The sequence below is a fragment of the Paraglaciecola sp. IT1134 genome (assembly GCF_058068185.1).
Map to the genome: position 1 here is coordinate 4,733,445 of NZ_CM176486.1, position 26,538 is coordinate 4,759,982.

At 46.6% G+C, this 26,538-nt stretch carries 29 protein-coding genes and 1 tRNA gene; 9 read left to right on the plus strand and 21 right to left on the minus strand.

Features of this window, described 5'->3' with window-relative positions:
• Positions 1 to 191: 191 nt before the first annotated feature.
• The 10 genes from rplL to AC3RV5_RS20510 all read right to left on the minus strand — a co-directional run bounded on the left by rplL (position 192) and on the right by AC3RV5_RS20510 (position 7,231).
• Positions 192 to 563 carry a 50S ribosomal protein L7/L12 gene (gene rplL, locus AC3RV5_RS20465; protein ID WP_489729416.1) on the minus strand — a complete coding sequence of 124 codons (372 nt, stop codon included), beginning with the start codon at positions 561 to 563 and terminating at the stop codon, positions 192 to 194.
• Positions 564 to 618: 55 nt separating this feature from the next.
• Positions 619 to 1,137 (minus strand): 50S ribosomal protein L10, encoded by a 519-nt coding sequence (gene rplJ, locus AC3RV5_RS20470; protein ID WP_489729417.1) that lies wholly within the window; start codon positions 1,135 to 1,137, stop codon positions 619 to 621.
• 376 nt (positions 1,138 to 1,513) lie between these two features.
• The gene (gene rplA / locus AC3RV5_RS20475) at positions 1,514 to 2,215 is read right to left on the minus strand and encodes a 50S ribosomal protein L1 (RefSeq protein WP_489729418.1); all 702 of its coding nucleotides are present in this window, start codon (positions 2,213 to 2,215) and stop codon (positions 1,514 to 1,516) included.
• A gap of 3 nt (positions 2,216 to 2,218) precedes the next feature.
• Positions 2,219 to 2,647: a 50S ribosomal protein L11 gene (gene rplK / locus AC3RV5_RS20480; protein WP_489729419.1), complete on the minus strand. Its 429-nt coding sequence runs from the start codon at positions 2,645 to 2,647 to the stop codon at positions 2,219 to 2,221.
• Positions 2,648 to 2,814: 167 nt separating this feature from the next.
• Positions 2,815 to 3,351, minus strand: a complete 537-nt coding sequence (nusG, locus tag AC3RV5_RS20485) for a transcription termination/antitermination protein NusG (RefSeq protein WP_489729420.1) — start codon at positions 3,349 to 3,351, stop codon at positions 2,815 to 2,817.
• A 3-nt stretch (positions 3,352 to 3,354) separates the two neighbouring features.
• Positions 3,355 to 3,732 carry a preprotein translocase subunit SecE gene (gene secE / locus AC3RV5_RS20490; protein WP_489729421.1) on the minus strand — a complete coding sequence of 126 codons (378 nt, stop codon included), beginning with the start codon at positions 3,730 to 3,732 and terminating at the stop codon, positions 3,355 to 3,357.
• Positions 3,733 to 3,987: 255 nt separating this feature from the next.
• Positions 3,988 to 4,064: transfer RNA gene (locus tag AC3RV5_RS20495), tRNA-Trp, on the minus strand.
• A 258-nt stretch (positions 4,065 to 4,322) separates the two neighbouring features.
• A complete protein-coding gene (locus AC3RV5_RS20500) occupies positions 4,323 to 6,164 on the minus strand; it encodes an ABC transporter ATP-binding protein (RefSeq protein ID WP_489729422.1) in 1,842 nt (613 codons plus the stop codon).
• A 25-nt stretch (positions 6,165 to 6,189) separates the two neighbouring features.
• A complete protein-coding gene (locus AC3RV5_RS20505) occupies positions 6,190 to 6,810 on the minus strand; it encodes an RraA family protein (protein ID WP_489729423.1) in 621 nt (206 codons plus the stop codon).
• Between the two features lie 4 nt (positions 6,811 to 6,814).
• Complete coding sequence (locus AC3RV5_RS20510; RefSeq protein WP_489729424.1) at positions 6,815 to 7,231, minus strand: MAPEG family protein; 417 nt, start codon at positions 7,229 to 7,231, stop codon at positions 6,815 to 6,817.
• A gap of 185 nt (positions 7,232 to 7,416) precedes the next feature.
• On the opposite strand from AC3RV5_RS20510, the gene AC3RV5_RS20515 reads away from it, so the two are divergent.
• Positions 7,417 to 8,220, plus strand: a complete 804-nt coding sequence (locus AC3RV5_RS20515) for a class I SAM-dependent methyltransferase (RefSeq protein WP_489729425.1) — start codon at positions 7,417 to 7,419, stop codon at positions 8,218 to 8,220.
• Between the two features lie 78 nt (positions 8,221 to 8,298).
• On the opposite strand, the gene dbpA is transcribed toward AC3RV5_RS20515, so the two are convergent.
• The 7 genes from dbpA to AC3RV5_RS20550 all read right to left on the minus strand — a co-directional run bounded on the left by dbpA (position 8,299) and on the right by AC3RV5_RS20550 (position 14,544).
• A complete protein-coding gene (dbpA, locus tag AC3RV5_RS20520; protein ID WP_489729426.1) occupies positions 8,299 to 9,678 on the minus strand; it encodes an ATP-dependent RNA helicase DbpA in 1,380 nt (459 codons plus the stop codon).
• 31 nt (positions 9,679 to 9,709) lie between these two features.
• Positions 9,710 to 10,399 (minus strand): crotonase/enoyl-CoA hydratase family protein, encoded by a 690-nt coding sequence (locus AC3RV5_RS20525; protein ID WP_489729427.1) that lies wholly within the window; start codon positions 10,397 to 10,399, stop codon positions 9,710 to 9,712.
• Between the two features lie 74 nt (positions 10,400 to 10,473).
• The gene (locus AC3RV5_RS20530; protein WP_489729428.1) at positions 10,474 to 11,274 is read right to left on the minus strand and encodes a substrate-binding periplasmic protein; all 801 of its coding nucleotides are present in this window, start codon (positions 11,272 to 11,274) and stop codon (positions 10,474 to 10,476) included.
• A 164-nt stretch (positions 11,275 to 11,438) separates the two neighbouring features.
• Positions 11,439 to 12,281 carry a substrate-binding periplasmic protein gene (locus tag AC3RV5_RS20535; protein WP_489729429.1) on the minus strand — a complete coding sequence of 281 codons (843 nt, stop codon included), beginning with the start codon at positions 12,279 to 12,281 and terminating at the stop codon, positions 11,439 to 11,441.
• A 1-nt stretch (position 12,282) separates the two neighbouring features.
• Positions 12,283 to 13,314, minus strand: coding sequence for a dihydroorotase (pyrC, locus tag AC3RV5_RS20540; protein WP_489729430.1), 1,032 nt, complete (start codon positions 13,312 to 13,314; stop codon positions 12,283 to 12,285).
• Positions 13,315 to 13,519: 205 nt separating this feature from the next.
• Complete coding sequence (locus AC3RV5_RS20545) at positions 13,520 to 13,858, minus strand: zinc ribbon domain-containing protein YjdM (RefSeq protein ID WP_489729431.1); 339 nt, start codon at positions 13,856 to 13,858, stop codon at positions 13,520 to 13,522.
• A gap of 143 nt (positions 13,859 to 14,001) precedes the next feature.
• A complete protein-coding gene (locus AC3RV5_RS20550) occupies positions 14,002 to 14,544 on the minus strand; it encodes a lipocalin family protein (protein ID WP_489729432.1) in 543 nt (180 codons plus the stop codon).
• Positions 14,545 to 15,217: 673 nt separating this feature from the next.
• Here AC3RV5_RS20550 and AC3RV5_RS20555 point away from each other — a divergent pair.
• The 8 genes from AC3RV5_RS20555 (at position 15,218) to AC3RV5_RS20590 (ending at position 24,499) form a co-directional block, all read left to right on the plus strand.
• Positions 15,218 to 17,935, plus strand: a complete 2,718-nt coding sequence (locus tag AC3RV5_RS20555; protein WP_489729433.1) for a cation-transporting P-type ATPase — start codon at positions 15,218 to 15,220, stop codon at positions 17,933 to 17,935.
• Between the two features lie 412 nt (positions 17,936 to 18,347).
• Positions 18,348 to 18,917 carry a GbsR/MarR family transcriptional regulator gene (locus AC3RV5_RS20560; RefSeq protein WP_489729434.1) on the plus strand — a complete coding sequence of 190 codons (570 nt, stop codon included), beginning with the start codon at positions 18,348 to 18,350 and terminating at the stop codon, positions 18,915 to 18,917.
• 76 nt (positions 18,918 to 18,993) lie between these two features.
• Positions 18,994 to 20,391, plus strand: coding sequence for a cytochrome ubiquinol oxidase subunit I (locus AC3RV5_RS20565; protein ID WP_489729435.1), 1,398 nt, complete (start codon positions 18,994 to 18,996; stop codon positions 20,389 to 20,391).
• Complete coding sequence (locus tag AC3RV5_RS20570; RefSeq protein WP_489729436.1) at positions 20,388 to 21,386, plus strand: cytochrome d ubiquinol oxidase subunit II; 999 nt, start codon at positions 20,388 to 20,390, stop codon at positions 21,384 to 21,386. The genes AC3RV5_RS20565 and AC3RV5_RS20570 overlap by 4 nt, the downstream gene beginning before the upstream one ends.
• Positions 21,387 to 21,562: 176 nt before the next feature.
• Positions 21,563 to 22,033 carry a TlpA disulfide reductase family protein gene (locus tag AC3RV5_RS20575; protein WP_489729437.1) on the plus strand — a complete coding sequence of 157 codons (471 nt, stop codon included), beginning with the start codon at positions 21,563 to 21,565 and terminating at the stop codon, positions 22,031 to 22,033.
• Between the two features lie 5 nt (positions 22,034 to 22,038).
• A complete protein-coding gene (locus tag AC3RV5_RS20580) occupies positions 22,039 to 22,269 on the plus strand; it encodes a DUF4266 domain-containing protein (protein WP_489729438.1) in 231 nt (76 codons plus the stop codon).
• On the plus strand, positions 22,260 to 23,555 hold the full coding sequence (locus tag AC3RV5_RS20585) for a DUF3570 domain-containing protein (protein WP_489729439.1): 1,296 nt from the start codon (positions 22,260 to 22,262) through the stop codon (positions 23,553 to 23,555). Before AC3RV5_RS20580 ends, AC3RV5_RS20585 begins: the two co-directional genes overlap by 10 nt.
• 50 nt (positions 23,556 to 23,605) lie before the next feature.
• On the plus strand, positions 23,606 to 24,499 hold the full coding sequence (locus AC3RV5_RS20590) for an FAD:protein FMN transferase (RefSeq protein ID WP_489729440.1): 894 nt from the start codon (positions 23,606 to 23,608) through the stop codon (positions 24,497 to 24,499).
• Between the two features lie 160 nt (positions 24,500 to 24,659).
• Here the strand turns inward: AC3RV5_RS20590 and AC3RV5_RS20595 are convergent, their stop codons facing one another.
• From AC3RV5_RS20595 to hpf, 4 genes are read right to left on the minus strand one after another with little or no spacing between them, the layout of a single operon-like run.
• Complete coding sequence (locus AC3RV5_RS20595) at positions 24,660 to 24,932, minus strand: HPr family phosphocarrier protein (protein WP_489732224.1); 273 nt, start codon at positions 24,930 to 24,932, stop codon at positions 24,660 to 24,662.
• Positions 24,933 to 24,940: 8 nt separating this feature from the next.
• Complete coding sequence (gene rapZ / locus AC3RV5_RS20600) at positions 24,941 to 25,786, minus strand: RNase adapter RapZ (protein WP_489729441.1); 846 nt, start codon at positions 25,784 to 25,786, stop codon at positions 24,941 to 24,943.
• A gap of 1 nt (position 25,787) precedes the next feature.
• Positions 25,788 to 26,231, minus strand: a complete 444-nt coding sequence (gene ptsN / locus AC3RV5_RS20605; RefSeq protein ID WP_489729442.1) for a PTS IIA-like nitrogen regulatory protein PtsN — start codon at positions 26,229 to 26,231, stop codon at positions 25,788 to 25,790.
• A 15-nt stretch (positions 26,232 to 26,246) separates the two neighbouring features.
• A complete protein-coding gene (hpf, locus tag AC3RV5_RS20610; RefSeq protein WP_489729443.1) occupies positions 26,247 to 26,534 on the minus strand; it encodes a ribosome hibernation promoting factor in 288 nt (95 codons plus the stop codon).
• Positions 26,535 to 26,538 lie beyond the last annotated feature (4 nt).

Sequence of the window (26,538 nt, forward strand, 5' to 3'; positions counted from 1 at the left end):
AACCGTTTACCAAAGTCGTCAAGAGGCTTACTTAACTTATTGGTTTTATTTGGGTTTAAATGTAATTTGCGCCAACTAACTAGGATAAACTCCAAAGGATGAAAAACCTTTATCCTACAGCGCAAAAAGGCTGGTGATTATAAAATCACCAGCCCAAGCCCTTTCAGGCTAATAATCTGTGTTTAGACAGATTATTTAAGCTCAACTTCAGCGCCGGCTTCTGTAAGCGTCTTCTTAAGTTCTTCAGCTTCTTCTTTAGTCACACCTTCTTTAATTGCTTTAGGTGCAGACTCAACTACGTCTTTAGCTTCTTTCAAGCCAAGACCAGTTGCAGCGCGTACTGCTTTGATAACAGAAACTTTGTTAGCACCGAAAGATGTCATTACAACATCAAAAGCGGTTTGCTCTTCAGCAGCTTCAGCAGCGGCAGCAGGGCCAGCGGCAGCAACAGCTGCAGTTGCAGTAACACCGAATTTTTCTTCGGCAGCTTCGATAAGCTCAACAAGATCCATAACAGGCATCTCAGCAATCGCGTTCAATATATCTTCTTTGGTTAGAGCCATTTCTCTAAACTCCTGGGTTTAATGTTAAAAAATTCAAAAGTACAAAGGAACCAAATTATTTGGTTTCTTTGATCGCTGCCAATACACGCACAAACTTGGTAGGAATTTCGTTGATAGTTTGAACGAATTTCCCAACCGGTGCTTTGAAGGTAGCAAGAAGTCTTGCAAGCGCTTCGTCGCGGGTAGGTAGAGCAGCTACTGCGTCCAATTTCTCAGGACCCAACAAACCACTACCAATTGAAAGGGCAGTTACGTTTAACTTCTTATTCCCTTTAGCAAAGTCTTTAAAAAGACGTGCTGCACCACCAGGTGCATCTAAAGAGAATCCGTAAATTAACGGACCAGTTAACGCACTTTCCAAATCAGAGAACTTGCTGTCGGTTAAACCACGTTTTGCCAGGGAATTTCTAATGACTTTTAGAAATACACCTTGCTCACGAGCCTTAACACGTAGTTCAGTTAACTCTGAAACTTCCATACCACGGTATTCAGCAACGGCAACGGATAGAGCTCGAGACGCTACATCGCTAACTTCTGCGACTATCTCTTTTTTTGCTGCTAAGCCTAGTGCCACTGAGTTCACCTCTTAAAGTCTGAAAAGCATGTCTATTATAAAATGCTTTCCAGGATTCACAGATTGATAAAACGCTAATAATCAATTAACTCGACATTAGTATTTTACCGCTCTACGGTGTTCGTTAATCCCAGAGAGTCTGAGTCGAAATCACCGTCTGCGCCGGCTGGCATTTTAAGTAAAACATTTAAGGTTACTAGCCTATCTATAGATGCTCTCTTACTTCATCTACTGTTTTACGCCTGCGGTCTTGGACGGGAGTCAAATATTCTTGCGAACAATGACTCCAACCCATAACTTTGCAGAGAGCCAGGCTGCTAAATCTTAATGCAGCCTACAAGCCCCTTGGTTACACCAAGGTTTGAAAATTAAGCGCTTAAGCTTTCGCTTCCAAGCTAGCTTGGTCGATGGAAACACCAGCGCCCATAGTTGTGCTCAGGCTAATTTTCGAAATATAGATACCTTTGGCAGAAGACGGCTTGGCTTTTTTAAGCGCTTCAACCAATGCTGCCAGGTTTTCTTGGATTTGATTTGTTTCAAACGCAATTTTGCCTATGCTCGCATGGATAATACCGTTTTTGTCGTTGCGATAACGAACCTGACCGGCTTTAGCATTACGAACCGCAGTCGCAACATCTGGTGTCACTGTACCAGTTTTAGGGTTAGGCATTAATCCGCGAGGACCAAGGATTTGACCTAATTGACCCACTACGCGCATTGCATCTGGAGAAGCAACCACTACGTCGAAGTTCATTTCGCCTTTTTTTACCAGTTCAGCCAAATCTTCCATGCCCACTATGTCGGCACCGGCTTCTTTGGCTAATTCAACGTTTGCGCCTTGGGTAAATACCGCAACACGCACATCTTTACCTGTACCGTGGGGTAACACTGCAGCGCCACGAACGTTCTGGTCAGATTTACGTGCATCGATACCAAGGTTAACGGCAACATCTATGCTTTCAGCAAATTTGGCAGTCGCCAATTCTTTCAACAAGCTTATCGCTTCATTGAAGGCATATTCTTTAGTAGTATTGATTTTTTCACGTGCAATACGGGCGCGTTTTGATAATTTAGCCATCTTCTATCCCTCTACTACCAAGCCCATGCTGCGTGCGGAGCCAGCTATGGTACGAACAGCTGCTTCTACATCAGCTGCAGTTAAATCTGGTTCTTTTATTTTAGCAATCTCTTCTAATTGCACGCGCGTCACTTTGCCCACTTTTTCAGTGTTAGGACGGCCAGAACCACTCTTGATACCAGCGGCTTTTTTCAATAAGTAAGAAGCCGGTGAGGTTTTGGTTACGAAGGTAAAAGAACGATCTTCATAAACAGTAATTTCTACTGGAACTGGAGAACCTTTTTCCATATCGCCTGTTTTAGCGTTAAACGCCTTACAGAATTCCATGATATTAACGCCCTTTTGACCCAAAGCTGGACCAACTGGCGGACTAGGGTTAGCAGCGCCTGCCGCAACCTGTAACTTGATAATGCCTGTGACTTTTTTCGCCATGATAATACTCTCAAATTTGGGTGTAACGCCTTGCAAACACCGAGTATGTTTGCTCAATCGGCTTCCCGTTCAACAAAAAGGGCCGCGAATTATAGATTAATCCCCGGCCCTTATCAAGTCTAATTATTGACTTTTATAATTTTTGTGCTTCTACGCGAAACGCCGTGTTAGCCTTTTTCAACCTGGCCAAACTCTAATTCCACTGGTGTTGATCGACCGAAGATAAGCACGGACACTTTCAAGCGGCTTTTTTCGTAATCCACTTCTTCGACTACACCATTGAAATCTGCAAATGGACCATCGGCAACCCGCACCACTTCACCTGGTTCGAACAAGGTTTTGGGTTTAGGTTTATCAACTGACTCTTCAAGGCGGTTGAGTATGGCATTTGCTTCTTTTTCGGTAATAGGTGCGGGGCGATCAGACGTGCCACCGATAAAACCCAGTACTCTTGGAACGCTTTTGACCAAATGCCACGAATCTTCATTCATGTCCATCTGCACTAATACATAGCCAGGAAAGAATTTACGTTCACTTTTACGCTGTTGACCAGAACGCATCTCAACCACTTCTTCAGTAGGGACTAATATTTCACCGAAATAATCTTCCATCTGATGCATCTTGATGTATTCAAGCAAGGTTTTTTTGACGCGGCCTTCATATTGAGAAAACGCTTGAACTACGTACCATTTTTTATCTGACATGGTTTAAATTCCTAAGCCGGTAATAAAGGAAACTAATTGGACGATAACCAGATCCAATCCCCAAAGTAACAGCGACATAAAAGCTGTGGCGATCAATACGATAATAGTCGTTTGGGTCGCTTCTTGGCGTGTGGGCCAGACAACCTTACGCACTTCAGTACGGGCATCTTTAGCAAAGGTCAAAAACGCACTGCCTTTAACAGTCGTTGCGGCGATCACCCCCGCTATTACTACTGCTGCAACTGCAACAAGTGCACGATAAAGCACAGATACATCTTCATACATATGGTTAGCGGCGATTATGCCAACTAGCAAACCCAACACAACTAACCATTTAACCAGGTCTAATGGATTCGAACTATTTTCCGCTTTTTCGCTCATGCTATTACCTAATACTGACTTAATCGCAACGTTATAAATAAGACTAACGCACACTTAAAAACACATTAATTGCCAAAAGTGGCAGGGGTGGAGGGATGACCTCAGTTGCATCCATGCAACTGACCGCAAGCGGCGCTATCGCGGTTCAAATCGTTCCAGACGATTTGTCGAACCCGTGGGCGTTCTCACCCCTCTACCTTAATTACCATTCTTAATTAACAGCCAGAGATAAACTAAGGCTGATTTTTTACTGTTTGGCAGGGGTGGAGGGATTCGAACCCCCAGCCATCGGTTTTGGAGACCGCTGTTCTACCAATTGGAACTACACCCCTAAAATCCTGCTTACTCTGCCCAACCCGAGGTTACGCAAAATTTAGTTACACCAACCTTGTGAAATCTTCGATTTTTGGAAAAATTCAGAATCACTAATAAGGAGGGAGCCGTATTATACTTATTAGCTTAGCTTATACAAGCCGCAAACTAAATAAAGCCACTCCCGACCCACCCAAGCTCTATTGTGCCTGCCCGGTGCGGGCGCTATTTTGGCAGCCGCACCGCTTAGAGCAGGCCGGGCCGAAGGTTTGGGGGTCTTATTCTATGCCAATAAAACCACCGGTTTGGTGAGCCCATAACTTGGCATAAATGCCATTTTGGCTCAACAACTCACTGTGAGTGCCGGATTCCACTATCCGTCCTTCATCCAGCACCAGCAGTCTGTCCATTTTCGCAATAGTGGACAGTCTATGGGCGATAGCTAATACCGTCTTATTCTCCATCACCTTATTCAGACAATCCTGAATGGCCGACTCCACTTCTGAATCCAGGGCTGAGGTGGCCTCATCTAAAATTAATATGGGCGCATCTTTTAACATGACCCTGGCAATGGCAATACGCTGACGCTGACCACCTGAAAGTTTCACCCCCCGTTCTCCTACCTGAGCGTCATAACCGGTTTGACCGTGCAGATCGGACAAGTTTTGGATAAATTCATGGGACTCAGCTTGACGTGCGGCGCGCAACATATCGGCTTCACTGGCGTCCAGTCGTCCATACAAAATATTGTCCCGCACCGAGCGGTGCAGTAAAGAGGTATCTTGGGTGACCATGCTGATATGGGAGCGCAAACTTTCCTGGGTGATATGACTGATATCTTGACCATCGATTAAGATCTGCCCATTTTGCACATCGAAAAATCGTAACAACAAGTTGACCAAAGTAGATTTACCCACCCCTGAACGGCCAACTAAACCGACCTTTTCCCCGGGTTTAATCTCAATATTTAATTGGCTGAACACATTGATGGATTTATTTTCCGGGCCTGGGTAACTGAAGTTAACGTCTTTGAAACTGATGCCACCGCCTTTTACTTGAATATCTTTTGCGTGCGGGCTGTCTGTAACGGTGACCGGTTTGGACAGGGTATTAATACCATCTTGCACTGTGCCTATATTCTCAAACAGGGAAGATACTTCCCACATGATCCACTGGGACATACCGTTAAGACGTAAACATAAGGTTATCGCAATGGCTATGTCGCCCGGTGTAACCGCTTCGTCGAGCCACAACATGATCGCCAGGGCGCTAATGCTAAATACCAACAGTGCATTGCTAAACCACACGCAGCTATTGAGCAGGGTGACTAGACGCATTTGCGGGTGCACAGTTTTGAGAAAACCCGTCATGCCTTCCAGAGCGTAATCGGATTCTCGACTGGTATGGGAAAACAGTTTTACAGTAGCAATATTACTGTAACTATCGACAATCCGTCCCGTCATCACCGAGCGGGCATCCGCTTGGCGCTGGGAGACTTTTTTCAGTCTGGGCACAAAAAAATACAATACCGTAATATAAATCAATAACCACAGGATCAATGGCAAACTTAGCCGCCAATCGATGCTAAATACCAGCACTAAAATACTTAAAAAATAGACGCTTATATACACCAGAAGATTGAGTAACTGCATCACAGATTGTCTAACAGACAAGGCTGTTTGCATAACTTTGGTGGCTATTCTTCCGGCAAATTCATTTTGAAAAAAGCTGATACTCTGACCAATCAAATAACGATGAGCTTGCCAACGTATACGCATAGGGTAATTACCCATGAGCGTTTGATGGTTAAGCATCGATTGCAGAAATACACAACCAGGCAGGAATACCAAGACCACCACCCCCATCCAAATTAATCCAGAAGCTTCATTTTCCAGAAAGGTAGCCCTGTCCTGTTCAGACAACCAGTCGACTAACTGGCCGACAAAACCAAATAACGAAACCTCCAACATGGCGATCACTGCCGCCAACAAGGATACCCCCAAAATAGCGGGCCACATACCCTTGGAATAATATCGACAAAAAGCCACTAAACCTTGGGGAGGTTGCTGTGGAAGGGCGCTGGGAAAAGGCTCTACCAGCCGTTCAAAAAATGAAAACATGTTTATTTAACAACTTATCTGAAGGTTAATCTTGAAATCCGAGTTCGTCGAGCAACGCATTGATCTTGGTCTGGTGTTGTATTTGCCACTGGGCCAATGACATGGTGGTATCTTTATCGGTGCGTACTTTGGCGATATTATAGATGGCATCCATCTTGGATTGGGGAATAACGGCAATCCCTTCTTCGTCCGCCACTATTATATCTCCGGCATTCACTCTTACGCCACCACAGTCAATAGGCTGATTAAACGGCAGTATTTTTTCCTTGGCGCCAGGTTTTGGTATAACGCCCCGGGCGAAGACTGGAAATTTCAGAGCACGAACTTCTGCTAGATCCCGGATCACCCCGTCTATCACAAAACCTGTAATACCCCGCTGCTGGGCGATAGCACAAACGTTCCCGCCAGCCGAGGCGAAGTCTGGATCCGCATCTACCACTATGATATCCCCTGGCTTGGCCCGATATATCGCCGCATGTAAACTCAGGTGATCGCCCTTGGCACATTTAACGGTAAAGGCCGGGCCGGCAATACGCGGGATTTGTGGCCACAATTCTTTTATCGCCATATGCATAAATTGTTCACGTCCCATTCCATCTGCATATTCACAGGGTGAAATCCGTGCAAAATCGTCCATCGTTGGCATTATTTTATCCTATAAATTTTTCCATCATTAGCGTTATCCAATAAAAACAAATCACCACCTGAAGCAAAAAAAGTACAAACCGTATTTGCACAGCCAAAACTGAGGTGGACAGCAGGTGCACAATAGTTTGTGTCAGGCGTGCCGCTAAAAGAATATACGCCAGGGGATCGGTGATCACGTTTGAGTTGGTAGCCAAGGCTAACAACATCAGCCCACCGATAAAGGCAAAACTCTCCACGCAGTTGTTAAACGCCCGGGTCAGACGCTGCCCAAAAGGCGGAGAATCAGAACCATCCGCTTTGAATTGGTTAGCCGCACGCTGCCCCTTAACAGTCAGCCAGCTGCGATATCCCCCCAACATAACAACTAGCACTAATGTCCAGGTGATATAACCCAGTAAAGCAATAATGGTGGCATTCATCTCGTGTATTCATGGTAGTGACCAAAGTGACAAATACTTTAAAGGAAATGCGAACCTATACCAAATAGAATCCGTTTAAATAGGTGTTTTAGTTATTAGCCCACTACAGAAATGCATTTCTTACTTTCAATTTAGGCCTAAACTACTAATCTAAAAGCTATTTCCTTTTGCTCTGGCGGAGATCTATGATGAAAAAAAACATTCAATTTTGCACATTGGCTTGCACTTTACTGGTATCTAACTTGGCGTTTGCCGCACAACATGCCCCCCTGAGTTATGACCAGCTTAATAGCCTCCTATCGGCCCAAGATAGACCTAAAGAAGACGCCTCTCGCGATGCAGACCGTCAACCAGCAAAGGTGATGGCTTTCTCAGAAATCACGCCTGGCGACCATGTGCTGGATTTATTTGCCGGAGGTGGTTGGTATAGTGAGCTGTTTTCCATGGCGGTAGGCGATAAAGGTAAAGTCTATGCGCAAAACGATGAAGTCATTTGGCGCTTTGCTGAAAAAGACATTAAGCAGCGTACCAAAGACCAACGTTTGGCCAATACCACCCGTTTTGACAATATGCCCATAGTGGACATTGCGATTGACGATAACAGCCTTGATTTGGTTTTTACCGCCCTGAACTACCATGATCTGTTTTTTACCCAAACGGTGCAAAATGGTGAAAATGTGCAGTTAAGGGAGGATATAGTCGATTACAAAGCTGCGCTGGCGCGGATTAAAAAAGCGATGAAAGACGACGCTCTATTCGTGATTATCGACCATGTGGCTAAAGCTGGCTCAGGTTATCAAGCAGCCAATACCATTCATCGTATCGATCCTGCAATCGTAAAATTCCAGATGGATGAAGCCGGATTCGCGTTAGTTGAAGAAGCGTTTTATTTGCGTAACCCAAATGATGACACCTCTAAGTTGGTCTTCGACCCATCGGTGCGCGGAAAAACCGACCGCTTCATTTATAAATTTACTAAGCGACGCTAAAGACCCATGTATTAAAAAAGGGCAGTGAGTACCCATACTCACTGCCCTTTTTGGTTGTCAAATATCAGTTCAACAAGATTAATTAAATTTTCTAACCTTAAACTTACGCCCTTTGATTTTACCTTCACCTAATTGACGCATAGCCCGTTTTACACTGCGGGTTTTGACGGCGATATAGGCATGAAATTCAGTGATATGGATCTTACCTATATCATCCGCTGGAATTTCAGCCTCTTTGGTCAAAGCGCCGAGAATATCCCCTGGACGTAGTTTGCTTTTTTTACCACCATCTACACATAGAGTGGCGTAAATAGGCTGCATTAAGCGGTTAGCGTGGAACCTGATCGATTGGATCCCTGTCCATTTGAGCTTTATTTTTTGGTAGTCCTCGATGGCATTCGCTCTGGGGATCTCATCTGATGCACATAAAGTCAGGGCTAAGCCTTTGGCATCTGCCCGCCCGGTGCGCCCGATGCGGTGGATATGCACCTCGGGATCCGGGGTGATTTGATAACTGATCACGGCATTGACTTCTTTGACATCCAGGCCGCGAGATGCAACATCAGTTGCCACCAGCACTGAAACGCTCTTATTGGAAAAACGTACTAATACCTGATTACGTTGTCTTTGCTCCAAATCGCCGTGTAACGCCAGCGCCGACACGCCCATAGATTGCAACTCGTCGGCCACGTCCTGACAGGCAATTTTGGTATTACAAAAAACTATGGCGGACTCCGGTTGATAATGACTCAACAGCGCCGCCACTGCTTTTACCCTGTGGGCCTCTTCCACTTCAAAAAATATTTGCTCGATGGAACCGGTATCATGGGTAGACTCCACCGTCACCGTCAGGGGATTACGTTGTACCTGGGCACTGATTTGAGCAATGGAATCGGGATAGGTAGCTGAAAACAACAAGGTTTGCCTATCCACCGGTACGTTTTTGATCACAGTGCTCATTTCTTCCTCAAAGCCCATGTCTAACATACGGTCGGCTTCATCCAGCACCAGAGTATTAACTTCACTGAGATCCAGTCTGCGTTTAAACAGATGATCCATAATGCGGCCCGGTGTGCCAACAATGATGTGCGCTCCATGCTCCAGAGAACCGATCTGTGGTCCCATGGGTGTACCACCACATAAGGTCAATACTTTGATGTTATGCACAGCACGGCCCAGACGGCGAATTTCAAGTGCAACCTGCTCTGCCAGTTCCCGGGTTGGGCACATGACCAAAGCTTGAATGCGAAATCGTTTCACATCCAAATTTTGCAGCAGGGCCAAACCAAAGGCCGCGGTTTTACCGCTGCCGGTTTTAGCCTGGGCAACGACGTCACGACCGGCCAAAATAGCCGGTAAACTACCCGCTTGAATATCAGTCATTTGACTAAAGCCCATGCCCTGCAAGTTGTCCAGCAGTGCTTGGTCTAAGCCAAGCGAAGAAAATTCTTTACTCACAATACTCTCTTATTTATATGTTTTAGGTTAATTAAAGGCTGGAACCGATATCTTTTTCAATGGCTTCATCCAGAATGGCTAATAGGCCCGCCCGTGCTTTCAATTTAGTTTGATGATGAGCGCGCATATCCAGATTATTCAATGCCTGGGCGGCATCAGTGACCGTTTTCTCAAATGCCTCCTGCTCCACTACCACGTCCAAAAAGCCGGCGTTAACCGCTGCATCAGGGGAAAACATTTCAGCCAATATCACGCAACGATTAAAAAATACCGGCGCAAGTCGACCACGGGCTAACTCCACACCTGCGTGATGCATGGTCATGCCTATGGCCACTTCATTCAAACCAATTTTAAATTTTCCTTGCAACCCGATGCGATAATCTGCAGCCAGCAATACAAAGGCCCCTTTGGCCACCGCATGGCCACAGCAGGCTGCGATGATGGGAAAAGGGAATGACAGCATTCTACGCGTCAATCTCGATCCTTTCTCGACTAATTGCATGGCAGCTTGCATGCTTTGTTGCATCACAGCCAAATCATAACCGGCGGAAAACATACCCGGTTGGCCGGTCAAAACCACCACAGATTTGGCAGCTTCAGCCTTATCCAGTGCACCTTGCAGCTCATCAATCAGTTGATGAGAAAATGCGTTAACCTTGCCGTTTTGTAGGGTGATGGTGGCAATATTGTCTTCGTATTTGTAATCGACCAATTGAGTCATAAATAATCCTTAAGGGGGTGATTTGATAGCCAACAGGGTGCGCAATTATGCTGAAACTGAAGACCTTGGAAAAATCAAGGCGCTGTGTTGACAACGATTGGTTTACGCACAGTATTTTGTTCAATAATTTGCCGGATCACACCGCTTTGATGCAGCTTGTTGATGTGTTTATTGAATTCTCGTAAACGAGGCGTCCATTTTTTTGCCAAAGCCAAAGGTACGTTATCTTGGGCAAAACTTATTGGTGAACGAAAAACCTTGCGGGAAAAATCTTGGGTGTTTAGCGCCCATTGGGCACGAATATCATCCAAATAAATCAGCTCACAATGGTCTTCAACTAACATATTAATCAACAAATCCTGACTTGATACATCTGTGCGCAGTATAATTTTTTGTTTAAACCATTCATCCAGCTCCGGGTAAAGATAATCTTGGCGTATACACGTTTCCTTACCTCTGAGCGCATCTTTAATACTCTTTACCGTTTGTTTTCGCCCAAAAGACGTTAAGCTAAAAAAGTATTGTTTATGGCTTAATACAGGATCAGTAAAAGCCATTTGGTCTTGCCGTCCCACCCATTGGGGGGCCAGAAACGCGCCATCGGCGCGACCCGCTATAATATCATCTTCTATTTTCTTACGTGCCGTCGGTAAAAACGTTATCTGTAAATTCATGCTATTGCCCAACTTCTGCAGAAAGTCAGCAAATATGCCAACGGGTGCATGAGTAAGGGGATCGAGTGAATAAAACGGCGGACCTTCAGGATAGATCACAGCTACCACAAAAGCTTCTGGCCTCTCAGGGGTAGGCTGGGCCTCAGATAAGCGGCAGTATAGCCCCCCCATAATTAGCAAGGCTTTAATAACAGGAAACAAAAATAACGTCTCTCTAATATATGATAATAGGTTAACTTGGTGGCTCCTGAACTATTTTTCCTAGGATAGCTTACTGGATAAATTTAGTCTTACCCGATTTAAATGCCAGCGGCGTAGTCATCCATCCATCATGGGGCCAGACCATGGAAACTAAAACGGCTATATTAATGCGGCGATTGCCATAAATTCAATACCCCATTTTCGGCATGCAACTCAAAAAAACGCTGCTGTTTAAACTGATCTACCCAGCGACTTGTCAACTGTTTGAATTCATCGCTTTGCTTAAAGCGCAGGGCGGCCGCAGTTATGGCATTGATCTGCTGCGATTGACTGTTTTTAGACAGCGCTAGATAACTTAACAAGATTGTGTGACGGTACACCATTTTAATAGCAGAACAATCTTGCTGGAGTTCGTGGCAATATAAACGTAAACCCGCATCAGAAAAAAACAACGACTTTATTTCGCCACTTAACAGCTGCTGCACCGCACTAGTATAATCGTTAAATAGCCGTATATCCTTTACCCCTTTGCTCTCAAGCAGGTGCTGACGAAAGTCCCCTTCCAGTACGCCTATGGGCAGCACCGCTTGCAAATCGTGCAAACCAGAAGGATTAACTTCCAATTTCTCTTTGCTCAAGATCCCGTAAGCATTCGCCGTCAAGGGTGTCAACCAGTGATACTCGGACTCGCGTTCAGGGGTTCTAGCTAGGGGAAAGAGCAATACATTGGGTTTGGCCTGGGCTTCTTTGATCACCCGCTCCCATGGCGCAGCCAATATCTGCTGCTGAATACCGGCTTGGTCTAAAATACCCTGGATCAGCTCTATCAAATAACCCTCCAGCTGACCACGTTCACTTTGTTGACTAAAGGGTGGCTCCAACTCGGTCAGCACCCAAAAATCTGGCCCTGGCAGTGACGTTTCACTACTGACCTGGGCGGCACCCGATGCTGATAACCACAAGGCCAGCAGCCCCAAAATCACTTTGGATAAGGAGCCCAGGCGCATATTATTGCAGCTTCCAAGCTAAGGTTTGGCCAGCAAAAAATGGCACTATCGGCCTGCCGTTAGGTAAAGTAATCAGTTGGGGGACTTGCCACTGCTCTTTAACTAGGGTGACCTTTTTGCTATTCCGGGGCAAAGCATAAAAATCTGCACCATAATGGCTAGCGAAGCCCTCCAGTTTATCCAGCACACCGAGCTCTTCAAATACCTGAGCATACAGCTCTAATGCGCTCCAGGCACTATAGCAGCCAGCGCAACCACAGGCCGATTCTTTTGCCTGCTGTTCGTGGGGAGCCGAATCCGTACCCAAGAAAAATTTGGTTGAGCCTGAGGCTACAACTTGGCGCAAGGCCTGCTGGTGAGTGCTACGTTTAAGTACAGGCAAACAAAAATTATGCGGTCGAATGCCGCCTACCAACAAATCGTTGCGATTCAATAATAGATGCTGTGGGGTAATAGTGGCCGCCACGTTATCCGAGCTGCGGATTACAAAGTCCACGGCTTCGCTGGTAGTAATATGCTCCAGCACCACTTTAAGGGACGGAAAAGCACTGACAATTTTTGCCAGATATTGTTCAATAAACAATTTCTCACGATCAAATATGTCTACATGAGATTCTGTGACTTCACCATGTACCAATAAAAGCATACCCTGCTCAGCTAACTCGGCGAAAATCGGATAAAGATTTTCAACACCTTTGACTGCCGCGTCTGAATTGGTGGTTGCCCCTGCTGGATATAACTTGGCTGCCACCACACCTGCGAGTTTGGCCTCACGTATATCTTGTGTGGTAGTGGTGTTGGTCAGGTACAGTGTCATCAGGGGAAGAAAATCACTGCCCTTTGGTCTGGCGGCCAATATCCGTTGTTGGTATTCCCTGGCCATTTTTGCATTGACCACGGGAGGCACTAAGTTAGGCATCACAATTGCCCGGTGAAACGAACGCGCAGTTGCGGGGACGGTTTCCATTAACATATCCCCATCGCGAAAATGTAAATGCCAATCATCGGGCTGGGTGATGGTTATTTGTTGCATAGTTAAACCTTGAAAATGAAGGGTGGAGCCAGCAATCAGGACAGTTGTGATGACTAAAGTAAAACTGCTTATTCACTGACAGAATAATGTCTAAAAACTAAGCAAAAGTATACACTTCTTGCACTAAATACCCATTGCCAACAAGTTTAGTCGCAGAGTACGTGTTAGTTAGACCGGTGATAAATCAAAATAGAGGCGTCAATCCCTATACTTTTTTAACGAATTCCGATTTTAACTTCATGGCGCCTATGCCATCTATTTTACAGTCAATATCGTGATCCCCGTCCACCAGACGGATATTTTTAACTTTAGTGCCCACTTTAACCACTGAGGATGAGCCCTTTATTTTGAGATCCTTAATCACGGTGACCGTATCTCCGTCGGTCAAAGTATTGCCATTAGCATCCCGGACCACTTTTTCTTCATCATTATTCTCAGAGCTATTTTTTGCCCATTCATGAGCACATTCAGGGCATACAAACATATTCCCATCTTCGTAGGTAAATTCAGACTGGCAGTTAGGACAGTTGGGTAAATCACTCATGGTGTATTCCTGTAGTTCAATAGATGCCGGACAAACATATTCGGTGAAATGCTGACAGGCCAAATTTTGCGATATTATCCATATATTGAGGTAGGAACACCAATTACTCGGGCAAATACTCAGATCAGGGGCCACAACAACGATTAGTGTTTTACATAAATAAGTTGCCGGGTATCGAATCCCTGGTTCTTGGCTTGCTTAACCAGAGCATTTAAACGCTGGGCTGACAAATTTGGCTGACGGGCTAAAATCCACAAATAGTCCCGATCCGGACCGGTAACCAGGGCGTATTCATAACCTTCAGTGTCTAATGCAAAGATCACATAGCTCGCGTAAAAGGGGCCGAAAAAAGACACCTTTAAATGCCCGATATGTTTATCCGCTACAAAGTAGGCTTTTCCTTGAGCCTCATCCCATTGCTCATTTTTCACATTAAATCCGCGATTAACCACCTTTACCCCGCCATCATCTTGCAGAGAATAGGAAGCAGTAACTTGTTCTAAACCCCGTTCAAAAGAATGATCTAACCTGGCGATTTCATACCAGGTTCCCAAATAACGGGATAGTTCGAAGTTGTTAACGGGTGCGATCCCGTCCGGTACCGTCACACAACTTGCTAACAGCAAACATAAATAACTGAAGGTTAGGCGACAGATAAATTTTTGTACCAATATTGGGAATTTCATAATAAGAGCAATTTCTTAGATTAGCGGGATAGCTATTATAGTTAAGCTATTTGTACTTCCAAATGTTATCAGATTAGGCTCTATATTCTTGGAATATTTGGCTGCACATAGTCGTGTACCAGTTGCGTTAAGATAAAAAAATCACTCAACATGAATACACAGATACACCGTTTAGATGCGCGTATTTTCTGTGCTCATCCAGACTTATCACCGGGGCAGTTGATAATATCAAGCCCCACCTCAGAAAGACGGGATGTTTTAAAACACCTTATGACGTATTTACTGGCCAGTCAGAAATATTAGTGGCTACCTAACCGAGCGCAGTTATTTAGCAGGCATACAATAAAGAGCGGGTTCGTTCAGATAGATTGACACAGGTCATTTGATTTGCGCTATTTCATGTAATCATTATATGTGAAATTAACACTAGCCAATTTACAAAGCTAACCGATACTCTTTTATGTGGTGCACAATGTCATGACTAAAAAAAGATTCAATCCGACGTTCCTCCAACCAGTTCATTCTATTCAAATGCAATTCCATGCGGGCAAACTGGGATCAACACTCTGCTCTACGGTAGCTTGTGTCAACGTAAAATCCATTTGCGGCCCAGCCTACCGGCGCTTAAGCAAACAGTCCTATATGCCACAGTTCGTCAAGAGTGGAGGCGGACATGGAGCAACTGAAATCTGAGCCAGCTCAGGCCATATGGCATAGTGTTTTTGCAGACGTTGCTCTTGAAAATCTGCAAACATCCACCACTGGCTTGGACCAAGACGATGCCATAACACGTCTTGCAACCCATGGTGCCAACCGCCTGCCACAGGCCGTTCGGCGTAGTTCTTTCATGCGCTTGCTGCTGCAATTTCACAATATTTTGATATATGTGCTGCTCGGTTCTGCCGTGATTACAGCGATTCTTGAGCACTGGATTGATACCAGTGTGATATTGGCGGTGGTCATTGCCAATGCCATTATCGGCTTTGTTCAAGAAGGTAAGGCGGAACAAGCCATGGATGCCATTCGCCATATGTTAGCCCCCAAAGCCAAAGTGATCCGTGGTGGCCAGCGAATCACTATCGATGGCGAGCAATTAGTTCCCGGCGACATTGTATTATTAGAGGCAGGCGATAAGGTCCCAGCTGATCTTCGACTATTTAGCGCGCACAGCACGACCGTACAGGAAGCGATTTTAACGGGCGAATCTGTGCCCGTAGATAAACACACACAGCCGGTGGCCGAGGATTCATCACTGGGGGATCGAACCTGTATGGCCTTCTCCGGCACGCTGGTCACCAGTGGCCAGTGCAAAGGGGTGGTAGTTGCCACCGGCTCAGCCACAGAGATTGGTCGTATCAGCGGCTTGTTGTCGAAAGTAGAAACGCTGACCACGCCACTGGTGACACAGATGGGCGTGTTCGCCAAATGGCTGACCGTTTTGATCCTTATCATAGCGGCTCTATTACTCGTCTTCGGTTATTTTGTCGGGCATCATGACTTTGGAGAAATGTTCATGGCTGTCGTGGGGCTATCGGTGGCTGCTATCCCCGAGGGCCTGCCGGCCGTGCTAACGATAACATTAGCAATCGGCGTGCAGGCTATGGCCCGGCGTAACGCGATTGTGCGACGTTTGACTGCCATTGAAACACTGGGGGCGGTATCCGTAATTTGCACCGATAAGACCGGCACGCTAACACGCAACGAAATGATGGTGGCCTCGGTGCTCACCCACCGTTACCTCTTTAAGGTGCAAGGCAACGGATACGAACCCAAAGGTGCACTAAAACTGGACGACTCCCATGTTTCTCCTGCCGAACATACTGTACTGGAAGAGCTCGCCAGGGCAGCAACACTTTGCAATGATGGCGCGCTGCGCGAGCATGATGATGTGTGGGTGGTAGAAGGCGACCCGATGGAGGGAGCGTTACTGGCCTTTAGCGGGAAAATGAATGTAGATATCCGCCAGGAACAGGCCATATGGACACGCACCGATGCGATACCCTTTGACGCTCGAAACCGTTTCATGGCAACTCTGAATCACGACCATGAACACCATGCCTGGGTATTCGTCAAAGGCGCACCGGAGAGGATCCTGGCCATGTGTGGCAACCAACGTGACGCAGATGGAAAAACAGAACCACTGGATAACGCTTATTGGAACGAGCAGGCAGAATCCATCGCCGCTCTCGGCCAGCGTGTACTGGCTTTTGCCGTCAAACAGGTTCCGCCGAATAATACCGTACTGGAACATGCAGATGTGGAAGGTTCGCTAACGCTGCTGGGTATGGTGGGGATGATCGACCCACCTCGGGATGAAGCGATTGCGGCGGTTGCCCAATGCCATGGTGCAGGTATCCGTGTAAAAATGATAACCGGTGACCATAGCAAAACCGCTGCCGCAATCGGCAAACAAATTGGTCTGCAAAATTCAGAAACAGTGTTAACCGGCGCAGATCTCGATGGCCTGGATGACGTAAGCCTGCGCCAGGCAGTGTTGAATTGCGATATCTTTGCACGCACAAGCCCTGAACAAAAATTGCGGCTGGTCATGGCATTGCAATCCCATGACTTTACAGTAGCGATGACCGGAGATGGGGTGAACGATGCTCCGGCGCTCAAACGAGCCGATGCGGGCATCGCCATGGGACTAAAAGGGAGTGAGGCTGCCAAGGAGGCAGCGGAGCTCGTACTTGCCGATGATAATTTCGCTTCTATAGTCGCAGCTGTGCGCGAAGGGCGCACCGTTTATGACAATCTCAAAAAGGTCATCAGCTGGACGCTACCAACCAACGCCGGTGAAGCAATGACGATAATCGTGGCATTGCTTATGGGCATGACGCTGCCGATTACAGCCATTCAAATCCTTTGGGTCAACCTCATTACCGCTATTACGCTCGGTATCGCACTGGCTTTTGAACCAACCGAAGAAAATACCATGCGCCGGCCACCCCGCGCTCGTCAAGAGCCACTCCTGAGCAATGATTTGGTCTGGCATATTATATTGGTATCTTTTTTGTTCCTCTGTGGCGTATTTGGTACTTACCATTACGCCATCGACCAGGAATATTCAGTGGAACTCGCCCGCACTATCGCCCTCAATACCCTGGTAGTGATGGAAATTTTCCACCTGTTTTTCATCCGTAATATCTACGGCACCTCGCTAACCTGGAAAGCGGTGCGCGGTACCAAAGTAGTCTGGTCGGTAGTGATTGCTGTTACTGCTGCACAATTCGCAATCACCTACCTACCCCCGCTACAATCTATATTTTCTACCGTAGCCATTCAATTCTGGGACGGCATACTGATCTTGGGTGTCGGTGTGACATTATTTACTATCATTGAGGTCGAAAAGCAGGTTCGACTGGCGTTGCGACGCACGAAAGGCGCGTGATGTTATTCCTAAGCTTTATTCACCCTTGCCCTTTTTTATTAGCTGACGGCACTGATCACAATAGCTGCAATAATAGGCTTTATCGGAGTGTTGATGCACCAACCGATGATTGTCAGCTTTATTGCCGTTGATTCGCGCATTTTTGCCCTTCGTTTAAACAATTTTTGTCCGTTGTTGACACATTTCTGTGTATAGGACTGACTTGCAGGATTGGACCATTGAGCGCTAAATGCACGAAGAGATGCTTAAGTCTCCCGCGCTGCCCTTAGCCGTAAGGCCCATTCCGATTTCCCAGCGCAAAACTCATATGCCAAAATTCATCAAGGAATTTGATTGACTGACGCTGAATAACATTTAAACTTTCAGTAATTTCTGAACATTCACTAATATAGATAACTAGAGTGATTACAACGTGAAAATGACGCCGATGATCGAATCCTTTGTCATGCATTTCGGTGAAATGGGCAGCCGTTGGGGTTTTAACCGCACTGTGGGGCAGATGTATGCCTTACTGGTTATTTCAGAAACGCCTTTAAGCGCCAACCAGATTGCAGACGCCCTTAGTATTTCCAGAGGCAATGTTAGTATGGGACTAAAAGAGCTGCACTCCTGGCAGTTAACTAAACAACATCACGTACCGGGAGATCGTAAGGAGTATTATCAAGCCGCTGGCAGCATTTGGGAAATGGCCAATAAAGTCTTTGAAGAGCGGCGTAAACGAGAAATGGATCCAACCTTGAGTTTGTTGCGGGATATTCTGCTGGATCACCCGGCCAACAGCGCTGAACAACATGCCCAAATCAAGTTACAAGAAATTCATGACTTACTGGAAGCCATCAGTAAGTGGACCAGCGAATTACAGAGCATGGATCCCAATACCCTCAATACTCTGATGAAACTCGGTTCTGGGGTCGGTAAGGTTATCGAACTCAAAAATAAACTGATCAACCGGTCTCAAGACCTTCCGCTGAAAAACAATTGATGACGTTAACACATAGCTGGGGATGTGGGACGCAATTCTGTTTTGTTACCCTTTCCCCCACAACACGAGGTGCCACATGGCCGATGTACTGATGCTCTCCAGGCTGCAATTTGCCGCTAATATGAGTTTTCATATCCTGTTTCCCACTATCACTATCGCCCTGGTCTGGTTGTTATTTTACTTCCGGGTACGTTTTAATTTTTCCGGCCACCCGGTGTGGATGCGTGCCTACCGATTCTGGGTCAAGATATTTGCATTGTCATTTGCCCTGGGGGTCGTCAGCGGCATCACCATGTCGTTTCAGTTTGGCACTAACTGGCCGGGATACATGGCCAAAGTAGGTAATGTGGCTGGTCCGCTGCTGGGCTACGAGGTACTTACGGCATTTTTTCTCGAAGCCACCTTCTTGGGAGTAATGTTATTTGGCATTACCCGGGTACCCGGCTGGGCCCATACCCTGGCGACCTTTATGGTAGCCGTTGGCACCTCATTGTCGGCGTTTTGGATCCTAGCGCTGAATTCCTGGATGCAAACCCCCACAGGCCATGAAATAATTGACGGCGTGGTCTACGCAAAAGACTGGATGGAAATTATTTTCAATCCCTCCTTTCCCTATCGATTCAGTCATATGATGATTGCCTCAGGTTTGACCGCTGCCTTTTTAATGGCCGGATTATCGGCATACAGACTGCTAAGAGGAGACAATAAAAAAGCACCTCACCTGGCCCTAAAAACCGCGATATTTTTAGCCGCCATACTCATGCCCCTGCAAGTATTTGTCGGTGATTTGCATGGCTTGAATACTCTGGAATACCAACCGCAAAAAGTCGCAGCTATGGAAGGGGTCTGGCAAACACAAAAAGGCGCACCGTTATTATTATTCGCCATACCCGATGAAAAGACCCGCAGTAATCATTATGAAGTGGCTATCCCGAATATGGCCAGTATCATTCTAACCCATGATCCACAAGGTGAAATACGCGGTCTTGACGAGTTCAAAGGCGAACATTCCCCTGTCGCCCCGGTGTTTTTCGGCTTTCGCATCATGGTCGGTGTGGGCATGCTGATGTTGCTCGTTTCCTGGTTTGTCAGCTTCAAACTCATACGTGGCAAAGAGCTTTCCAAACCCGTACTCAGGGTATTGGTAGGCATGACATTTTCCGGCTGGATCGCAACGCTGGCTGGCTGGTATGTGACCGAAATTGGCCGTCAACCCTATTTAGTCAGCGGTTTGCTCAAAACCACAGATGCAGTAACTGATATCGCTCCCGATAATGTGCTTATTACCTTTACCCTATTTATGAGCGTGTATGGGGTGCTACTGATTGTTTACCTGCGTACCTTGTTTTTAATGGCCCGCAATGCCGTTCAAATTGAAGAAATTCAACTGGATGAACGCTCCACTCAACGCAACTTCCAGCCCGATGAGAGTTATAACGCCACTACTGATGAACTCAAAGGAGCTAAATCATGATCGCAGATGCCTCCCTACCTATTATTTTTGCCGGTTTAATGGGGCTGGCCATACTGGTGTATGCAATTTTGGATGGTTATGACCTCGGGGTAGGTATTTTGTTACCCCTGCATAATGAACAACACAGCGATCAGATGATTGCCTCAATCGGGCCGTTTTGGGACGCCAACGAAACCTGGTTAGTGTTAGCTGTTGGCTTAATGCTGATCGCGTTTCCCAGCGCCAATAACGTCATATTCAAGGCGTTGTATTTGCCGGCTACTATTATGTTAATAGGCTTGATTTTACGCGGCGTGGCCTTCGATTTCAGGGCCAAGGTAAAAGTCACTAGAAAACCTCTGTGGGACAAGGTGTTTAAAACCGGCTCTATAATCGCCTCATTGAGCCAGGGTTTTATGTTGGGCATGTATGTGATGGGTTTCGACTATTCAGTACAGGGCATATTTTTTGCCTGTATCAGTGCCTTTGGGGTAACCATGGCATACACCTTTATCGGTGCCGCTTGGCTGGTAATGAAAACCGAAGATGAATTGCAACTTTCCGCCATTCGTTGGGCGCGCAAGGCCGGACGTATATGTTTTGGCGGCATATTGGCTGTGTGTATCGTTAACCCATTGGTTAACCCTTTGGCGTTGGAGCGCTGGACCAACTTTCCCTTAGCCTATGTTATCTATGCGATCCCGGCCCTGAGTTTTGCCTTGTTTGCCATAGGCGATAGGGTGTTAAAACGCATGCCTCTGGTCGATGACAATGGCTGCTGGCTGCCCTTTGTAGTGGCTGCCCTGATATTTTGTTGTTGTTTTGCCGGTCTGGCGTTAAGTTTTTACCCTTATGTGGTACCCGGTCAACTGACTCTCTCAGAAGCGGCCAGCGCACCAGGGTCTTTAAGGTTTATCTTGTATGGGGCAATAATAGTTATCCCTTGCATCTTAGGTTACACCCTGTTTTCTTATCGCGTATTTTGGGGCAAGGTGCGGGACTTACGTTATTATTAGACATCCATAGTTTTTTTCTTTTGTCCGCAGCACCTGCTGTGGACAAAAGTTTAGCTCACGTAACTAGCTCCAATTGGCGCTCCACTGACAATTTTTCACACCTTTTGAACAATCTAATATTTCCTTAAGTTTAAATACCTAGACTGGGATCCTAGAATTATCCATTTTGGTGTCCCATGCGTCTGTTACCCCTGCTTTTATTACTTACATCATTGACCAGTGTGGCCAGCCCGGCACCTGACTTTGCCTTGCCCCTGGATGGTCAGACCGTTCAGTTAAGTGAGCTCAAGGGCCGGGTCATATACGTGGATTTTTGGGCATCCTGGTGCAAACCCTGTCGCAAGTCTTTTCCGTGGATGAATCACATTAGTCAACAATATGCCGATCAGGGTTTAGTGGTGGTTGGGATAAACCTGGATGCAGATACCGCATTGGCCACAACATTTTTACAGAAAATCCCAGCGGACTTTCCCGTAACTTACGATCCAGAGGGTGAATTGGCCGAACAATATCAAATAATCGGTATGCCCAGTAGTTACTTTATCAATAAAAAGGGCGAAATTCGGTTCACGCACAAAGGTTTTTTTAGCGCCAAACAAGTCCACTACGAACAGCAATTAATCACTTTATTGAATGAAACGGAGTAGCACCTATGCTTACTAACCTTACCCTTGCAAAAGTCGCCGTTATAACGGCTATTGTATCGCTCAGCGGTTGCGCTAATCTGGGTGTCAAACCCTGGGAGCGCGACCTGTTAGCGACCCAAGAAATGGCGCTCAATTCACAGGGGATCGATATAGGCCTAGACGATCATATTTACTTTAGTAAAGAAGCCACCAGTGGTGGCAGATCCTTTGCCGGTGGAGGTTGTGGATGCAACTAAAAGCGGCAAAAAACGTTAGTCTGAGTCTCGCAGCAGCGACCTGTGCTTTGCTTGGTACTCAACTCCAGGCGCAAGAAAGCAAGGGCGATGAGTGGCAATTTGATACGGCAATCTTATATTACGGCGAGACTGATCGGGTACAACTTGCTGAAGGTGTATTTAACGCGAATAAGACCTTCGCTGGTGAACGAATTTTTAATGGTAAAATAGCCATCGATACCCTAACTGGCGCTTCAGCATCCGGTGCAGTGGCCCAACCTGGGGTGCAAACCTTTACCCGCCCTTCCGGTAATGGACAATATGTCATCAATCCTGGCGATACCCCACTGGATGATACGTTTAAAGATACCCGGGTGCAGCTTAGCGCCCAATGGACTCAACCTTTATGGGAAGATATGCGCGGCAGTGCAGGTGCACATATGTCTAAAGAATACGACTACCTATCGCTGGGGATCAACGGCTCGCTGGAGCGCGACTTTAACCAGAAAAATACCACTGCCTCTTTGGGTTTATCCTACCAGTATGACGCCATTAATCCCGTCGGTGAAGCGCCCATTGGCTTGTCGGGTATGGTGGTCAATAATGGACAATTTGCCGATGATACCGCCTTCGATCAGGCGTTCGCTGCGACTCGCAGCAATGACAGCAAAGATAAAAACACCCTGGATGTTTTGTTTGGGATAACCCAGATCATCAACCGCCAGATGTTAATGCAATTTAACTACAGCTTTTCCGTGGCCGATGGTTACCTGACCGATCCCTACAAGTTGTTAAGTGTGGTAGATGATGAAGGTTTGACCCAGGACATAGTGCACGAAAACCGACCAGATAAACGCACTAAACATAGTTTCTACTGGCAGACCAAATATGCCTCAGATTATGGCGTGGCGGATGTGTCATACCGCTTTGCCACGGACGATTGGGATATTAATTCCCACACCATTGATTCGCGATTTAGGATCCCCGTGACGGATAGCAGTTATCTGCAGCCACACTTTCGTTATTACCAGCAAAGTGCGGCAGACTTCTATCAACCCTTTTTGTTAGCTGATTCGCTTTTACCCTCGCTCGCCAGTGCAGATTACCGCCTGGGTGAAATGACAGCTTATACTCTGGGTCTGAAATACGGTATGGAACTAGAAAATGGACGTGAGTGGGCGGTGCGCCTGGAATATTATCAGCAGGATCCCCAAAACGCCGGATTTGCTGAGCCGGGTGCCTTACAAGGTGAAGAATTATATCCCGCCGTGAAGGCCGTGATTGCCCAAGTCAGTTACCGTTTTTAAAAACTAAACAAGTTATAGTATGCACAACCTAGACAGTGGAAGTGGAAGCCATGGCTGTACAACATACCTTGACTCACAACGAAGGTTACTGGCATGGCCGTTTCACGGCTATGGCCAGTGATTGTGAATTACTCATTGATACCGATGATGCCTCACTGGCCAAACACTTGCTTAAACTGGCGATGGCGGAAACCCAACGCATCGAGCAAAAATACAGCCGCTATCTGCCCCATAATTTGATGTTTGACATCAACCATAGCAATGGTCAAAAGGTGCAGCTAGACCCTGAAACCCTTAGGTTATTGACCTTCGCCCAGAGCTGTTTTGAATTGAGCGAGGGCCTTTTCGACCTCACGTCCGGAATATTACGCAAGGCCTGGACATTTAACGCACAAGGGATGTTTCCCACTCCTGCTCAAATCAGCGATCTGCTACCGTTTGTGGGCTGGCAGCAGGTTGACATTGATGCCACGAGCATCACTCTGCCCCCCGGTTTCGAACTGGATTTGGGGGGTATAGGCAAAGAATACGCAGTGGATGCTGTGGCCAAGTTATGCCGCAAGGAAGCTCCTCACGTATCAGTGCTGGTGAACTTTGGTGGTGATATTCAGGTTACCCGGCCTCGTTCATACGCCCCTTATTGGCATGTGGGCATAGAGGATCCGAAAAACAATTATCAAAGTCAGGCCATGGTGCAGATAGCCTCTGGAGGCTTGGCCACCAGTGGCGACAGCCGCCGTTTCATGATTAACGAGGGTAAACGTTACGGCCATATTCTTAATCCCAAAACCGGTTACCCAGTTAATGACGCTCCCCGTTCAGTCACGGTTGCCACGACTTACTGTGTGCAGGCGGGATTATTGGCCACCATGGCGCTATTACAAGGCAAAGATGCTGAATCATTTTTACAGGCCCAGGGGGTCAATTATTGGTGTTTCTGGTGATCACTAGCCCCTTGATGGTCCAGTGAATGGTTCGGTTTTAAATATCATGCTGGCATAAGCGCAGGCAAGAAGTACGCCGTCAAAACCACTTTGGCTGGGTTAAGCGCCAATCCAAGTTGTTAATATCAAGTATTTTGCACTCAAAATTAAGACCCCGGCACTACTCATTTTCGTTAAACTTTCCCACTATTAACTGTTCAACAGCAGCCAGCGCCTGTTCGGCATCGACCCCTTCGCTGACCACCCGCACTTTTTTGCCCTGGTGACTCTCCAACATCATCAAGCCAAGCACGCTGCTTGCTGAGGCGGTTTTGTCCCCCTGATACAAAGTAACCTGTGCATCAAACTGATTGGCCAGCTTGACTAACTGGGTGGCCGCCCGTGCGTGCAGGCCCAGCTTATTGACGATCAACAACGTCTTTTCCAAACGTATCGAACCACTCAACGGTTTAATTCCCGGTGGCGGATCTGTACATCCGGATGCGAACTGCTAAAGGTTTTGGCCAGCATTTCCACCACATACACGGAGCGATGCTGACCGCCTGTGCAGCCTATCGCCACTGTCACATAGCTGCGATTATTGCGTTCAAGATGGGGCAACCAAGTGGAAATAAGGTTCTGAATTTGCCAGATAAATTTGGTCACTATGGGTTGTGAGCCGAGAAAGATTTCCACCGCAGAATCCAGACCGGTCAGATGTTTCAGATCCGGTTCCCAGTGGGGATTGGGTAGAAAACGTCCGTCAAAAACGTAGTCCGCATCTTTAGGAATACCATGTTTGAAACCAAAAGATTCAAAAACCAGTACCAGGCGCGAGCTTTTTTTGCCAAGAATACGCTCCCGTACCAGCTCAGCCAGCTGATGGACAGATAACTGATCCGTATCCAGATACAAATCTGCTCGCTCGGCAATGGGGGCCAATAATTGCCCCTCGGCCTGAATGGCATCCGACAGAGATTTATTCTGTTTTGACAAGGGGTGCAAGCGGCGGGTCTCGCTAAAACGCTTGATCAGTACGTCATCACTGGCATCCAGATAGAGTATGGTCATTTCCCATGTCGACGGCAGATAATCCAGAATTTCCACCAGTTCACTGGGATTTTTGGGTAAGTTACGCACATCGATGCTAACCGCCACCTGGTCGTATTCATCTACTACTGTATGGGTGAGCGTGGGCAGTAGGTTTACCGGAATGTTATCCACACAGTAATAACCGAGATCTTCCAGTGAACGTAAAACGACGGATTTCCCTGAGCCAGAACGCCCGCTAATGATGATGAGCTTCATATCAGCTGATTACCTGAAATAATTCTTCAGCGCTGATGGCACTGCGCAATTGTTTGAGCAACTCTTTGTCACTGAGTTTGGCGGCAATGCTAGAGAGGGTCTGCAGATGTTCCTTGGCTTTTTCTTCCGGCACCAGGATAGCGAAAAAAACGTCCACCGGCATATTGTCAATGGCATCATACTCTATAGCAGGTTGACAGGTTACCAACACTGCCAATGCACTTTCCAAGCCTTTGAGCCGACCATGAGGCAATGCAATACCGCCGCCAATCCCCGTACTACCCATTTTTTCCCGGCTCACTAAACTGGCCAAAATAGTTGCTTGATCTATGTCGATCAAATGCTGATTGGCAATCAGACTGATAAGCTCAAGAATGCGTTTTTTGCTGCTAGCCTGAACTGCGCATAGTACGCAGTCAGGATTAAGTATGTCTGAAATTTCCATTATCTGCCTAATGGGTTAATGGCGTTTAACTTTTTCTTTATGCTTGAGCACCTGACGGTCTAATTTGTCAATCAGGCCATCGATGGCCGCGTACATATCGGTATGTTCCGCGGTAGCAAATACTTCGGCGCCGTTGAGATGCAAGGTAGCTTCTGCTTTTTGATTGAGTTTTTCAATATTCAATATGACATGCACATTGTTGATTTGATCCGAATGTCGCTCAAGCTTAATAAATTTACTATCGACATAATCTTTAAGTGAATCGGTAATGTCCACGTGATGACCTGTAAGATTTATTTGCATATCG